Source organism: Rhodococcus sp. APC 3903 (assembly GCF_030407755.1).
GTDB lineage: Bacteria > Actinomycetota > Actinomycetes > Mycobacteriales > Mycobacteriaceae > Rhodococcus_F > Rhodococcus_F erythropolis.
Window position 1 is genome coordinate 330,422 of the sequence record NZ_JASDCV010000002.1, and the last position, 15,083, is coordinate 345,504.

The 15,083-nt window shown below is 64.7% G+C and carries 6 protein-coding genes; 3 read left to right on the plus strand and 3 right to left on the minus strand.

All coding sequences use genetic code 11. The features are described 5' to 3' along the window. The first annotated feature begins 13 nt into the window (after nt 1–13). The gene (gene pks13 / locus QMA15_RS03985; protein WP_290283707.1) at nt 14–4,957 is read left to right on the plus strand and encodes a polyketide synthase Pks13; all 4,944 of its coding nucleotides are present in this window, start codon (nt 14–16) and stop codon (nt 4,955–4,957) included. Then, complete coding sequence (locus QMA15_RS03990) at nt 4,954–6,495, plus strand: acyl-CoA carboxylase subunit beta (RefSeq protein WP_019746413.1); 1,542 nt, start codon at nt 4,954–4,956, stop codon at nt 6,493–6,495. The genes pks13 and QMA15_RS03990 overlap by 4 nt, the downstream gene beginning before the upstream one ends. Here the strand turns inward: QMA15_RS03990 and QMA15_RS03995 are convergent. After that, nucleotides 6,492–7,403, minus strand: coding sequence for a LysR family transcriptional regulator (locus tag QMA15_RS03995; protein WP_020968113.1), 912 nt, complete (start codon nt 7,401–7,403; stop codon nt 6,492–6,494). The two genes, QMA15_RS03990 and QMA15_RS03995, sit on opposite strands and share 4 nt — an antisense overlap. 73 nt (nt 7,404–7,476) lie before the next feature. Here QMA15_RS03995 and QMA15_RS04000 point away from each other — a divergent pair, with 73 nt between their 5' ends. After that, nucleotides 7,477–8,427 carry a DMT family transporter gene (locus tag QMA15_RS04000; RefSeq protein ID WP_172932457.1) on the plus strand — a complete coding sequence of 317 codons (951 nt, stop codon included), beginning with the start codon at nt 7,477–7,479 and terminating at the stop codon, nt 8,425–8,427. On the opposite strand, the gene QMA15_RS04005 is transcribed toward QMA15_RS04000, so the two are convergent. Both QMA15_RS04005 and QMA15_RS04010 read right to left on the minus strand, forming a co-directional pair. After that, nucleotides 8,424–11,726 (minus strand): arabinosyltransferase domain-containing protein, encoded by a 3,303-nt coding sequence (locus QMA15_RS04005; RefSeq protein WP_020968115.1) that lies wholly within the window; start codon nt 11,724–11,726, stop codon nt 8,424–8,426. The two genes, QMA15_RS04000 and QMA15_RS04005, sit on opposite strands and share 4 nt — an antisense overlap. 73 nt (nt 11,727–11,799) lie before the next feature. Then, on the minus strand, nt 11,800–15,057 hold the full coding sequence (locus QMA15_RS04010; RefSeq protein ID WP_279162981.1) for an arabinosyltransferase domain-containing protein: 3,258 nt from the start codon (nt 15,055–15,057) through the stop codon (nt 11,800–11,802). Between the last annotated feature and the right edge of the window lie 26 nt (nt 15,058–15,083).

The window sequence follows — 15,083 nt, forward strand, 5'->3', positions numbered from 1 at the left end:
GCTTGGTGAGTTGATGGTTGAACAAGATGGTGCGCAGAGCAAAGACGTTGTGAGCGAGATGAGTGTCGCGCAGTTGCGTGAGTGGCTTCGCAACTGGATCGCCGACGCGACCGGTCAGCCGGTGTCGACGATTGTGGACGACCGGCCGCTGGACGAGTTCGGACTCGCCTCGCGGGACGCAGTTGCTCTGAGCGGAGACATCGAGGATCTGCTCGGTGTCACGCTGACCGCCACGATCGTCTACCAACACCCCACCATCGCCTCGCTGGCTACTCGGATCATCGAAGGTGAGCCCGAGGCGCCGGAGGAGACCGTCGACGCGTCGTACTACGTCTCAGGCGCCACGACGGACGCCCACGACATCGCCATCGTCGGACTGTCCACACGATTCCCCGGTGCCGGGCACACGCCTTCGGACATGTGGGAAATGCTGGCGGCCGGACGCGACGGCATCAGCGACCTCCCCGAGGACCGCTGGGCCGAGTTCATGTCGGATCCCGCCATCAAGGCCGCGGTCGAGAACGCCAACACCAAGGGCGGGTACCTCGACGACGTCAAGGGCTTCGACGCCGAGTTCTTCGCGATGTCTCCGCTCGAGGTCGTCAACGTCGATCCGCAGCAGCGCCTCGCCCTGGAACTCGCGTGGGAAGCGCTCGAGCACGCGCGCATTCCGGCCAGCGGGCTCAAGGGCAAGCAGGTCGGTGTTTTCATCGGCAGTTCCGCCAACGACTACCAGTTGCTCGCGGTCAGTGATCCGACGACGGCGCACCCGTACGCACTGACCGGAACGTCGACGGCCATCGTCGCGAACCGGGTTTCGTACTTCTTCGACTTCCGTGGACCGTCCATCGCTCTGGACACCGCGTGCTCGTCTTCGCTGGTTGCCGTTCACGAGGCTGTGCGTTCGCTGCGCAGTGGTGATTCCAACATCGCGCTGGCCGGTGGCGTCAACATGCTGCTGGCCCCTCCCGGAACCCTCGGTTTCGATCAGACCGGGATGCTCGCTCCCGACGGAAAACTGCGTGCATTTTCCGCACACGCTCAGGGCATCGTTCGCAGTGAGGGTGGCGGACTCGTCGTGCTCAAGCGTCTCGAAGACGCCGAGCGTGACGGCGATTCCATCCTCGCGGTGATCGCCGGATCCGCGGTCAACCAGGACGGCCGTTCCAACGGTCTGCTCGCGCCCAACCCTGACGCCCAGGCCGACGTGTTGCGTTTCGCGTACCGCGACGCCGGAATCTTGCCGACCACAGTCGACTACATCGAGGCGCACGGAACGGGTACCGATCTCGGTGATCCAATCGAGGCCGACGCGCTCAGCCGTGTCGTCGGTCGTGGCCGTGACGACGACAAGCCGGCTCTGCTCGGTAGTGCGAAGACCAACTTCGGGCACCTGGAAGCAGCTGCGGGCGCCGCCGGCCTGATCAAGGTCGTTCTGGCGATGCAGGAAAACAAGATTCCCGCGACGATCAACTACCTGGGCCCGAACCCGCACATCGACTTCGAGAAGTCGCACCTGCAGGTGACGCCCGAGGCCACCGACTGGCCGCGTTACACCGGCAAGGCCGTCGCCGGTGTTTCCGGTTTCGGTTTCGGCGGAACCAACGCGCACGTCGTGGTCAAGGAATACGTGCCCGCCGACGTGGCAGTCGATGAACCAGTCGTGGATGCCCCGGTAGTTGACGAACCGGCAGCAGAGGACGAGAGCACCGTTGTGCTGGCTGTGTCCGGTGCGCTGCCTTCGCGTCGTCGCCGCGCAGCTGCAGATCTGGCCGACTGGCTCGAAACCGAAGAGGGAAGCAAGACGCCCCTCTCCGACGTTGCCCGCACACTCGCGCGTCGCAACCACGGACGCTCGCGCGCCGCTGTTCTGGCGAAGACGCGGTCCGAGGCCATCAGCTCGCTGCGCGCCGTCGCCGCAGGCAAGCCGGCTCAAGGAGTCTTCTCGGCCGACTCGCCGTCGCCCAAGGGCGCGGTGTGGGTGTTCTCGGGCTTCGGCTCGCAGCACCGCAAGATGGCCAAGCAGCTCTACACGGAGAACTCGGCCTTCAAGGCAGCCGTCGACGAGGTCGATGCGCTGATCCAGGACGAGGCCGGCTACTCGATGGTCGAGATGTTCCTCGACGATTCGATCGAGTACAACGTCGAGACCGCACAGGTGGGAATCTTCACCATCCAGGTCGGTCTGGCCGCATTGCTGCGTCACCACGGCGCTGAGGCCGAAGCCGTGGTTCCGCACTCGATGGGTGAGGCCGCTGCCGCATACGTGTCCGGTGGTCTGAACCTGGAAGACGCTGTGCGCGTGATCTGTTCACGATCACGGCTGATGGGTGAGGCCGAGGGCGCACTCGTCGGTGACGACATCCGTCTGATGGCACTGCTCGAGTACAGCGCATCCGAGATCGAGGCGCTGCTGCCCACGTACCCCAAGCTCGAGGTCTGCGTTTACGCAGCTCCGACGCACACGGTGATCGGTGGACCGCAGCCGGACATCGAGGCGATCGTCGCGGCCGCCGAGGCCGACGGCAAGATGGCGCGTGTCCTGCAGACCAAGGGCGCCAGCCACACCTCACAGGTCGATCCGTTGCTCGGCGAGCTTGCCGCGGAGTTGGCCGGTATCGAGCCGACCACGTTGAAGCTCGGCGTCTACTCGTCCGTCGACAAGGACACCTTCTACCGTCCCGGTCACGAGCCGATCCATCAAGAGGCGTACTGGGTCAAGGGTCTTCGCCACAGCGTGTACTTCACCAATGCGGTACGCGGTGCAGTTGCCCACGGCCACACCACTTTTGTCGAGCTTGCACCCAATCCGGTGACGCTGATGTCGGTGGCGGCTACCGCTTTCGATTCGGGCCTGCACGACATGGAACTCATCCAGACGCTCAAGCGTAAGGAAGACGAGTCCGCGGGTGTGCTTGCCGCTCTCGCGCAGCTGTACGTGCACGGCCATGCCGTGAACCTCGAGTCCTTGCTTCCTGCAGGCGATTTCGCCTCGGTTCCGCGTACTGCATTCCTGCGTAAGCCGTACTGGCTCGACATTCGCGTCAGTGCCGGCGGTTCGGCTCGCGTACCCGGTTCGCACGTCGCTCTGCCCGACGGCCGCCACGTGTGGGAGGTCGACGCATCCGCCGTCACCGATCTGGCTGTGCTCGTGAGCGCTGCTGCCGGACAGGTGCTCTCGGATGTCGCTCTCACCGCTGCCGTTCCGCACGGTGAACTGGCCGGCGCTGCGACCCTGACGACAACTCTCAACCCGCACCCGGGTGGAGCGTCGGTGCAGGTGCATGCTCGTGAGGGCGCTACGTTCCGTTTGCTGTTCGACGCCGTCGTCACGTCCGGTGAGCCGCTGCCCGAGCTGGTCGTCAGCGCGCCGGTCAAGACCAGCGCGCCGATGGAAACCCTGGCCGAGGTCGTCGAAGACGCCGGAGACAAGTGGGATCCGAACGGTTCGCAGAGCCTCGACGATCGCCTCAAGATCGTTGTGGCCGAGTCGATGGGGTACTCGCCGGAAGATCTTCCGGCCGAGGTTCCGCTCATCGAACTGGGTCTCGATTCGCTCATGGCGATGCGTATCAAGAACCGCGTCGAGTACGAGTTCGACATTCCGCAGCTCCAGCTCCAGGCAGTCAAGGACGCGAGCCTCAACGAGGTCAACAAGTACCTGCGCTACGCGATCGACAATCGCGAAGAGGTTCAGGCGATGGCCGACAAGCAGGCTGCCGAGAAGTTGGCAGCCGATGCGGCTGACGAGGACGCTGCTCCCGCTGAGGAGTCGGTGGAACTGCCGGCGACTGCTCCGGTTGCTGCTGCGCCTTCCGATCCTTCTCGAGCCGGAACTGCCGACGATGCCGGCTCCGATGTTCCGCCGCGAGATGCGGCCGAGCGCTTGACGTTTGCGACGTGGGCCGTCGTCACCGGGAAGTCCGCCAAGGGTATTTTCAACGATCTGCCGATCGTCGGTGACGAGGTCGCCGAGAAGCTTGCTGCTCGGCTTTCCGAGCGTGCGGGCGGCGAGATCACTCTCGACGACGTTCTCGATTCCACCACCATCGAAGAGCTCGCGGACGTCGTGCGCCAGTACCTCGAGGACGACGGCAAGATCGACGGGCTCGTACGCACTCTGCGTGCTCGTCCCGAAGGCTCCACTGCCGTACCGGTATTCGTCTTCCATGCTGCCGGTGGTTCGACGGTGACGTACGAGCCTTTGCTCAAGCGCCTGCCCGCCGGCACGCCGATGTACGGGTTCGAGCGGGTCGAGGGCTCGATCGAAACCCGTGCTGCTGCTTACGTTCCGCTGCTGCGTGAGATCCAGGGCGACGGACCGTACGTACTGTGTGGCTGGTCGTTCGGCGGCGTGATGTCGTATGCGGTCGCGAAGTTGCTGCGTGAGCAGGGCGCTGACGTGCGTGTGGTCGGACTGCTCGACACCGTCATGGCCGGCGAGGTAGTGCCGGACACCGAGGCGGAACGACGCAAGCGTTGGGAGCGCTACGGCAAGTTCGCCAAGCGCACCTACAACCTGGATGTTCCGCTGCCGCTTGACGTTCTGGCCTCCACCGAAGCGGACGAAGATCAGATCCAGATCTTGATGGACATGATCAAGATGAGCGGCGCCAAGATTCCCGGCGGCATCATCGAGCATCAGCGGACGTCGTGGTTGGACAACCGCGCCATCCAGACGGCCGAGTTCAGCAGCTACGACGGCGACGTCGTGCTCTACATGGCCGACAAGTACCACGACGAGTTGATGACGCTCGAGCCTGCATTCAAGACCCGCAAGGCAGATGGTGGTTGGGGTGACTACGTGAAGAACCTCGAGGTCGTCTACATCGGCGGGGACCACCTGCAGATCGTCGACGAGCCGTACATCGCGAAGGTTGCGGCAGACCTCACCACCAAGCTGGCCCAGATCGAGACAGCTCAGACCAAAGCAGCGGAAACCGGAGTTCAGAAGTGACGACAACCACCGCGGAGAAGCTCGCTGAACTCCGCGAAAAGTTGGAGAAGGCAAAGGAACCCGGCTCGGCTCGGGCCATTGCGAAGCGCGATGCAGCAGGGCACAGTACGCCGCGCCAGCGCATCGACATGTTGCTCGATCCCGGTAGCTTCGTCGAGGTCGGCGCCCTGGTGAAGATGGCGGGCGAGGACAACCCGTACAGCGACGGCGTCATGACCGGTCACGGAACTGTCGACGGGCGTCCGGTTGCCGTGTTCGCGCACGATCAGACTGTGTTCGGCGGTGCCGCCGGAGAGATGTTCGGCCGTAAGGTCGCAGCCGTCAACGATTTTGCACTGAAGGTGGGCTGCCCGGTCGTCGGTATCAACGATTCCGGTGGAGCTCGAATCCAGGATGCCGTTTCCTCATTGGCCTGGTACGCCAACATGGGTTCACGTCAGGAGCCCTTGTCCGGCGTCTGCCCGCAGATCTCGGTCATCCTCGGTAAGTGCGCCGGCGGTGCCGTGTACGCACCGATCAACACCGACGTCGTGGTCGCGACCGAAGAGTCGTACATGTTCGTCACCGGACCCGACGTCATCAAGTCGGTCACCGGCGAAGAGGTCAGCCTCGAAGATCTGGGCGGAGCGCGCAAGCAGGCGGAGTACGGAAACATCCATCACGTCGCTCCCGACGAGAAGGCTGCATTCGACTGGGTGCGTGAGTACCTGAGCTTCATGCCGTCCTCGTGCACGGAGAAGGCGCCGCTGATCAACCCGGGTCTCGAACCCGAGATCACCGAGTCGGATCTCGAACTCAACGCCTTCATGCCGGATGCCGACAATGCCGGCTACGACATGCACGACATCATTCTGCGGATCTTCGACGACGGAACCTTCCATGAAATCGGAGCCCAGGTCGCGCACAACGTGATCACCGGGTTCTCCCGCGTCGACGGCCTGCCCGTCGGTGTCGTGGCCAACCAGCCCACGTACCTCAGTGGCGCCCTCGATGCGGACAGCTCCGACAAGGCTGCCCATTTTGTGCGCCTGTGCGACGCTTTCAGTATCCCGCTCGTTTTTGTCGTCGACACACCAGGCTTTCTTCCCGGCGTCGATCAGGAAAAGGTCGGTGTCATCAAGCGCGGCGGGCGATTCCTGTTCGCATACATCGAAGCCACTGTCCCGAAGGTGACTGTGGTGGTTCGTAAGGCGTACGGCGGCGGTTATGCCGTCATGGGTTGCAAGCAGCTCGGTGCCGACATCAACCTCGCGTGGCCGACCGCTCGTATCGCCGTGATGGGCGCCGAGGGTGCCGTCAACATCATGGGACGTCGTCAGCTCGCCGAGGCGGGCGAGAACGCACCCGCGGTGCGTGCTCAGTTGATCAACTTCTACAACGAGTTCGTCGCGACGCCGTACATCGCGGCTGAGCGCGGATACATCGACGCGGTGATCGAGCCTTCGCAGACGCGTCTCGAAATCCGCAAGGCTCTGAAGTTGCTCAAGGACAAGACGATTTTCAAGAACCCGCGCAAGCACAACTTGATGCCGCTCTAATTCTTCTTGTCACCGAGGGCGTCGAACTGGCGGCGTAGCGCTTCTATCGCCGCCAGGACGGCAGGTCTTTCGCTGTCGGTCCGCCAGGCGAGGTAGATGTCGCGGCCCAGCGGCGGAAGGGTGTCGAGCATTCGAACACCTTCCGGTGGTACAACTCTCGCCAGGCGCGGGATCAAAGCGACGGCGAGGCCCTGAGCTACGAATTCGACCTGGGTGGGAAACTCGGCGACCTCGTACTCGATTCGTGGGTCGAACCCCTGCGCGCGCAGGGTCCTGACGGTGAAGGTGTGAAAGTCCGTTCCCCGGGTCCACGTCGCCCAGGCATGCTCGGACAGCTCGCTGAGCGCGACGACCTTGTTCTCCGCCAGCGGATGTGACGCGGGGAGAGCGAGCAGCGCCACGTCGTCGTACACGGGCGTGAAGGAGACTCCGTCGGGAAGTTCGACGGGCAGAGTGCTCCAACTGTCGACCACCACGACGTCGAGGTCGCGGCGAATCAGTGCGGGGAGGAGTTCTTCGGATTCGCCTTCGTTGAAGGTGATTTCGAGCTGGGGGTGCGCGTGCCTGATCTCGGCGATGGCTCGCGGCAGCACTGTCCTGCTGGGGGAGACCAGGGCGCCGATACGTACGCGGCCCGTCACCTCGCTCTGCAGCGACGCGATTTCCGCCTCGGCCTGAGCGAGCGTCGAGAGAACCTCTGCGGTTCGGCGCGCGAGGATCCGGCCCGCTTCTGTGAGTCGCACACCGCGGCCCTGCGGTTCGAGGAGCGGAACACCGACCTCGCGCTCGAGTTTGTTCAATTGCTGCGAAATCCCGGACGGTGTGACATGCAAGGTGCGGGCGGCAGCCGCCACTGATCCGTTCTCGGCGACGGCGTGCAGGGCGCGGAGTCTTTCGAGATTCAACACAGTAGTAATGCTACCGAATATACGGTCTGAACATTTGCTTGTGCTGAATAGTTAGCGGCAGGAACATTGTCGGGTGACCACTCTGACCTCCGTGACTGCGCAGACACCGACATCCACCAGAACTCCTCGGGGGCGTATCGACCCTCGATTGCTGGTCGTCGGAGGCGCAGCCGCGATCTCGATCAGTTCGCTCCTCATCAAGCTGGCTGATGTCGGGCCCTCGACCGCCGTTTTCTTCCGTTGCTTCCTGGCCTTGCCGCCGCTGTTGTGGTTGGCGTGGCGAGAGTACCGCCGGGTGGGCAAACCGAGCCGGCGGGCAGTCGTTCTGCAGGTGCTCGGCGGTCTGTTGCTCGGACTGGATTTTGCGTTGTGGTCGCAGTCGATTCTGATGATCGGCGCGGGTATGGCAAGCGTCGTCGTGAACGTGCAGGTGATTGTGGTGCCCGCACTGTCCTGGTTGGTATTCGGCAATCGGGTTCCGATGCGCTTCGTCTTCGCCCTACCGTTCATGTTCACGGGAATCGCCTTGGCGGGCGGCGTGTTCGGGAGCGGGGGAACCGGCGACGACTTGCTGTGGGGAACGGCGCTCTCGCTCGTCTCCGGAATCGCGTACGGCGGTTACATCTTCGTGGTCGGCCGTACGGGCGAGGCGGATCGGGCCGCGAGCCAGGTGTTGATCTCGACGACGTCCGCGGGCATCGCCGGCTCCGTCATCGGATCGCTGTGGGGCCGGATCGATTTCGTCCCGGGTTGGGAAGCGTTCGGCTGGCTCGCGGCACTGGCGCTGGTCGGCCAGGTGTTCGGCTGGATGCTGATGGGGCACTCGCTCCCTCGGCTTCCCGCCGAGGTGGGCGCGACGCTCCTGCTCATGCAACCGGTCCTCGCCGTGCTGCTGGCGGTTGTGCTGCTCGGCGAACGGCCAGGCGTTGGGCAACTACTCGGGTGCGTCGTCGTTGTCGGAGCGGTCTCGGCCGTCTCCGTACGTCGCACCCGAGCAGTCACCCGAGTAGGTAGCGCAGGCTAGTGCACTCGCATCTCGCCGGGCATCCACATGCCCGAGCGGGTTGCGGTGCCCGTCTCCACCTCTGCCGGAACAGCATTCGGGAAGTACCGGTCGTAGCGCTCGAGTGATCCCCAGTCCCGTGCCCAGTCGTCCTTCAGGTAAGTCGGAACCGTCGTAGCACCGGCGAGGACCTCGGTGAATCCGAGCGGTCCACCGTTGTCCGCGGACTGCCAGGTATCGGTGGAGCTGACGGCCAGGGGACGGTCCGGGAGGATGCGGAAGTTCGGCATCTCGGCCACACCGTTCTGATGTGTGAACGGACGTTGGCACGGGAACTGAAGGCCGACAGCCCAGTCCAGGAGAACCGGCTGCTCGCTGCCGATGTACGAGTCCAGGGACTCGAGCTTGGGCACGCGCGGCGGCGTGAATGCCATCCACTGATCGCCCGTGAGGTTGGGATCGAACGCGACCACCCGAACGGCGTCGGCATCTGGCGCGAGTTCGTCGATCGGGATACGGACGTTGCGCCACGACGGCGCCGGGCCGATGTCTCGCGGCATGTACGAACCCTGAACCTGCACGGTTCCGTCGGGCTGAGTCTTGCCGTACTCGACCAGAAGCGACTGGCCGTACGTGATCGCACCGGTGTTGTCGACGGACCACACGCGGCCCGCCACGGACATGACCACCAGCGGTGATTCTTCACTGCGAGTGGGCAATCCGTACCAACTCGAGATGAGGGAAGCAGGTTCCTGCACGCCGGGCTGGTAGCTGCCCATGACCGGTGTCTTCGACGGATCGAGGCCGAAGGGGAGCTTGGCCGTGCTGCCGTTGACGCCGAGGTTACCGGTGCCGCCGCTGGTTCCGGCGCCGGAACCGGTGGCGAAGGTGGGGCCGACACTCTGGCTGTCGGTATTACCCATGCCCTGCTTGACTTCGATGTAATCGGCGGTCAGATCGCTGGGAACCCCATTGGGGGAGAAGCCCTTCGAATCAACTCCGGACAACGGATCCTCGGCGTTGAATCCGGGAGCGGGCAGAGGCCGCAGATTCCCGGAATTGACGTCGGTCTCGACCAGAACGTCCTCGGCCATGCCGCAGGTCTTGCCCGCGAGTGCCTCGATGTTGCTTCGGCCCAGCGAGTACGCCGGGTACTGCGACACTGCGCCCTTGAGTAGCGAGAGCACCTCGAACAGGACCATCAGACCGGCAATCACGGTGAGCGGAGCGGCCGCGAATTTGCGAATTCGTCTGCCCTTGGCCGTGTTCGGCTTCTCGGGCGGGGCAGCAAATCCCTCACGCAGGTACTGCCAGGCGGCAAAGGCCAAGGCGAGAGCAAAGAGCGCGAGGAACAGTGTGTTGGATTCACGGCCGTCGTAGGAGATGGTCTTGTCGAACCACGGAACGCCGTAACTCGAGACGTACCAGTAGCCGTTGATGCCGGCGAACGTCAACGCGAGCATCAGGAGCAGTCCGGCCACGAACACCGATCGGTTACGACGCGAGCGCAGGGCAGACGCGGACACAGCCACGGCGGTCAGCGCGGCGAGAGAACCGGCGATGCCCGCGTACGCACCGAAGTGGTGAGTCCACTTGGTGGGGTTGAACATCATCAGGAACATCGTGCCGAAGACGACGCCGACCAGGCGCCACGACGGACCGGTTGCCGCGCCGGGGACGCGGCCGCGGCGCAACAACACGAAGAGCGTCGTGAAGAGGCACAGGATCATCGTCAAGAACGCGAAGCGTCGGGCAACCGAGCCGTCGACCGTCTGGACGAAGAGGTAGTAGTAGCGCAGGAAGTCCTGGTACCACTCGAGATTGGGCCCGATGATCGTTCGGACGCGCGTGGCTTCCATGACGCCGGCAAAGGTCTGGTCGGCGAAGATGACCACCAGCACGATGGTTCCGGCAGCGGCGATCGGAGCGAGAAGCGGCAGTGTGCCGACCAGTCGGTGACGCTTGACGACGATGCGCACCAACGGGCGCACACCGGCGAGAAGGGCTGCGATACACATCAATCCGGTGGGTGCGGCGGCAAGAGTGAAGGCGCCGATCAAGATTGCCGTGGCCGCGGGCAGCAGACGTCCGGTGGCGATGGCGCGCTCGATGGAGCACCAGGTGAGCAGTGCGCCGAGAGCCACGATGGGCTCGGGGCGAAGACCGTTGTTGTACGCCAGCCAGAAGGACAGGAATACCAGACCGCCGGTCCAGAGGGCGACGTTGCTCCGGCGGACCGCCCGGCCGAGACGCGGGACGACCTCGCGGCTGATCACCATCCAGCAGAGGATTCCGGCGAGCAGAGCGGGCAGACGCATGAACGGGCTCGCCGTCGAGATCTTCGCCATCACGGCCAGGACTTCGTAGTACCAACCGAACGGGGCCTCGGGAACGCCGAACCAACGGAAGTAGTTGGCCATGTATCCCGCGTCCGGCGAGACTCGGGCCATGGTCAGGAGATAACCGTCGTCGGCGGTGTTCGCGCCGATGAAGTGCCAGACGACCAGCGTGCCGACCACAACTCCGTCGATACCGGAGAACTTCCACCAGCGTTCGGGCAGGAAGCGTCGGTGCTTGCGGCCGTCGGTGCCGTCGAGGCGAGCCAGGGCGACCAGCGCGACGATGGTCGAGAGGACGGCCACGATCATCGCGACCAGCTTCAGGACGCTGGGGCTCGACGAGAAACGTGAGTCGATCGTCATCGAGAAGCCGAGGCCCTCGGGGGCAGCGCCGTCGGGCAGGTCGCTGAAGACGCCGACCACCTGCGGGCGGAAGTCGCCGTCGAGCTGGCCACGAATCGGGTTGCCGTCGGGATAGGTCAGGCCGACGAACTCTGCCGAGGTCCGGTTGACGTCAGAGCTGAACGCGATGGCGCCGCAGCGACTCGACTCGACGTCCTCGCGCGCTGCCGAAGCGACGACGACGTTGCGATCGAGCACGTCGACGCTGGTAGCGGACACGCGGACGAACATCGACGAGAGCGCGGCACCGTCGCCCTGAGCAGGTGCCGTCGACATCAGGATGCCGCCGCCCTCGGGGAGTGAGCTGACCGCGGTGCAGGGGATCGACGCGTTGACGTCGATGGGAACCTGCGCCATCAGCGGTGCCTCGACGTCGCCGATCACGCCGTTCTGTGGCCAGTTGACCGTCGCCGTCGTCTGCACGACAGGAAGCAGAGGAGTTGCCAGTGCGAGTACGAAGCCGAGCAAGCCGGCGATGATCGCAACCCATCGAGTGCGATGGAAACGCTCGCGGGCATCCTGACCAGCAGGAGGCGGCGAACTCGAAGTCTGGGGTGAAGCTGTCACGGCGTCGGGCACGGCTACCGATGGTATGTCAGGGCTGAGCGTGGACCTACCGTGACCGGGTGGTTGGTAGGTCCACGCGTAACAGTTACGACTGGTAACGAATCGGGCCCGGTGTCCAGGTGCCCGAACGGGTCTCGGTGGTGACGTTCATTTGCGCGGGAACTGCGTCCGGATCGAGCGGTGTGTACTGCTCGAGCGAACCCCAGTCACGATCCCAGTCGTTGTCAAGATAGGTGGGCAATGCCCTGGCCGAGAGCAGTTCGCTGGTCCAACCGAGCGGTCCGCCGCCGTAGTGGTCCTGCCAGGCGTTGGTGGACTCCGCGCCGATGCGGTCGGGCAGAATGCGCCACTCGGGGATCTCGGCGACGCCGTACAGATGATCGACCGGGCGTTGACACGGGAAGGCGAGACCGACGGCCCAGTCCATCAGCACCGGATCGGTGGATCCGACGACGTCCTGCAGCGTGCGCATGGTCGGCACTCGCGGCGGTGTCACCGCCAGCCACTGGTCGGCACTGATGTCGGTGTCACTGGCCACCAGACGCACGGTGTCGGCGTCGGCGGGCAGTTGATCCATCGGAACGCGCAGGTTGCGCCACGACGGCGACGGGCCGATGTCGATCGGATCGACTCGTCCCAGCGCGTCGACGCTTCCGTCGGCCTGCTTCTTGCCGTATTCGACCTGCAAGACCGCGCCGGGGGTGACGATGCCGTCGGAGTTGACGTAGCGGATTCGTCCGGCCGCGGCGACGGTGAGGAGCGGCGCGGCGTCGTTGCGCTCGGGCAGTGAGTACCAACCGGTGGTCAGTGACGCGTTCTGGGGCGCTCCGTAACTACCGAGCACCGGCGTTTTTGCGGGGTCGAGCCCGAACGGGAGCGCGACGTTGCTGCCGTTCACGCCCGAGGTCGACTGCGAGCCGCCAGCGGTTCCGGATCCGGTTCCGGGCGTGCTGGTGGTGCCGGACTGAGAGGTCGTGGTGTCGAGGCTGTTTGCACTGCCCGCCGTCGAGTCCTCGGCGTCTGCGGTGAGGTCGCCGGCGACTCCGTCCGGCGAGAATCCGGTCGATTCGCTTGCACCGAAAGCTCCGGCGCCGGCGAGGTCGGTGGGCCTGTCCACCAATTGCAGGACGCCGGTGTTGGGATCGGACTCCACGAGTACCTCACCCGCGAGACCGCAGCTTCCGCCGAAGACGGATTCGATGTTGGACTTGCCGATCGAGTACGCGGGGTACTGAGCGACCGCTCCCTTGAGTAGGGACAGCACCTCGAAGAGCACGACGGCTCCGGCCGCGATGGTCAACGGTGACGGGGCGAGAAGGCGAAGTCGCCTTGTCTTCTTGACGCTGTCTTCTGTGCCGTTTCGCTCGCGCGGCTCCATGACGTGGTACCAGGCTGCCAGCAGCAGGGCGAGGATCGTGAGGCCGAGGAAACCCGTCGAGAATCCCTTGCCGGCGATTGACGGTGGCTTGTCCCACCACGGGACGCCGTAACTCGAGACATACCACCAGCCGTTGGAGCTGGTGAACGCCACAGCGAGGATGAACAGGATGCCCGCGGCGAACAGCGCGCGGTTTCGTTTGGAACGCATGCTCGACGCACTCACGCCGACGGCGGCGAGCACGGCAACCGTAGCGGCCAGACCGGCGTACACACCGAAGTGGTGAGTCCACTTGGTGGGGGTGAACTGCATCAGGAGCAGCGACGCGAACACGATGCCGAGGATTCGGCGCGAGGGCCCGATCGCGGTACCGGGGATCCGGCCCTTGCGCAGGATCATCATGACGCAGAAGACGAGTCCGACGATCATGACGAACATGCCGAAGCGGCGGGCCAGTGAGCCGTCGGGGGAGATGGTCATCAGTGCGTCCCACCGCAACCGCTCCTCGAACCACGGAACGTTCGGCCCGACGGCGGTTCGCACCCTGGTGGATTCGAGAACCGTTGCGAGGGTTTGATCTGCGAAGACTGCGACAAGAACCACGGTTCCGGCTGCGAGGATCGGCATGACCTGGGACAGGAAGCCGACGCGTTTGCCGCGGGCGATGAGGATCTGCAGGATCGGCCGGGCTCCGGCGATCAGCGCGCCGATGGCGATCAGCCCCGAAGGTCCGGCGGCCAGCGAGAATGCGGCGATCAGCACGGCCATCGCGGCGGGCAACAGACGTCCGGTGGCGATGGCGCGCTCGATGGAGCACCACGTGAGCAGGGCGCCGAGGGCAATGATGGGTTCGGGACGCAGGCCGTTGTTGTACGGCAACCAGAAGGCCAGGAACACGAGCCCGCCCGTCCAGATGGCAACCTTGTTGCGGCGCACCGCAACACCGAGTCGCGGTATCACCTCGCGGCTGATGACCATCCAGCACAGAATGCCGGCGATCAATGCGGGCAGGCGCATCCACATGCTCGCGGTGCTGACCTTCGCGAACAGCGCCAGCACGTCGTAGTACCAACCGAACGGCGCTTCGGGGACGCCGAACCAACGGAAGTAATTGGCCATGTACCCGGAGTGCTCCGAGACTCTGGCCATGCCGAGCAGATAACCGTCGTCGGAAGTGTTGGCGCCGAACACATGCCAGAGCGCCAGCGTGCCGATCACCAGGGCGTCGATGCCGGTGAACTTCCACCACCGTGCCGGAAGGAATCGCCGGGCACGACGGCCGTCGACGCCGTCGATCCGGTGCAGTGCGTACAGCGAGACGATGGTCGAGAGTGTCGCGACGATCATCGCGAACAGTTTGAGAAGTGTGGGGCTGGACGAGAACCGCGAGTCGACGTCCATGTGGGCAGACAATCCGGCGGGCGCTACGCCCTGCAGGTCGGTGAAGATGCCGACAACCTGTGGGCGGTAGTCACCGGTCAGGGTGGTGCCGACGCCGTCGATTCCGGTGACCGCCGCGACGGTCTGCTCGGAGTTGGTCGTGATGGTGATCGCCGTGCACCCGCTCAGTTGATCGAGCGGAGCCGAGATCAGCACCGAATCGCGAGTGAGTGCTTCCAGGCGGTCGGCCGTGGTGCGGACGGTGAGGCCGCGGGCGTTTCGGTCCGGCGCACTGTTCGGCATGGTCGAGAGCAGTGTGCCGCCGCTGCCGCCCAACTGGCCGAGAGTGGAACAGGGAATGCTGATGTCGAGCGATGTGGGCGAGTAGGAGATCAGCGGCGACGAGACGCTGTTGACGGTCCCACCCTGCGGCCAGTCGATGCTCGCGGCTTCCTGCTTGACGGGCAGGAACGGCGTCGCGAGTGCAAGAAGCAGGCCAAGAAGGCCGGTGACTATCGCGATGAGTCGTGCCGTCCGGACTCTCTGGGAATCCGATTCTCGGGGAGCTTCGGGGCCAGTGGGCACGGGTTTCGGGGGCACTACTACTTCAG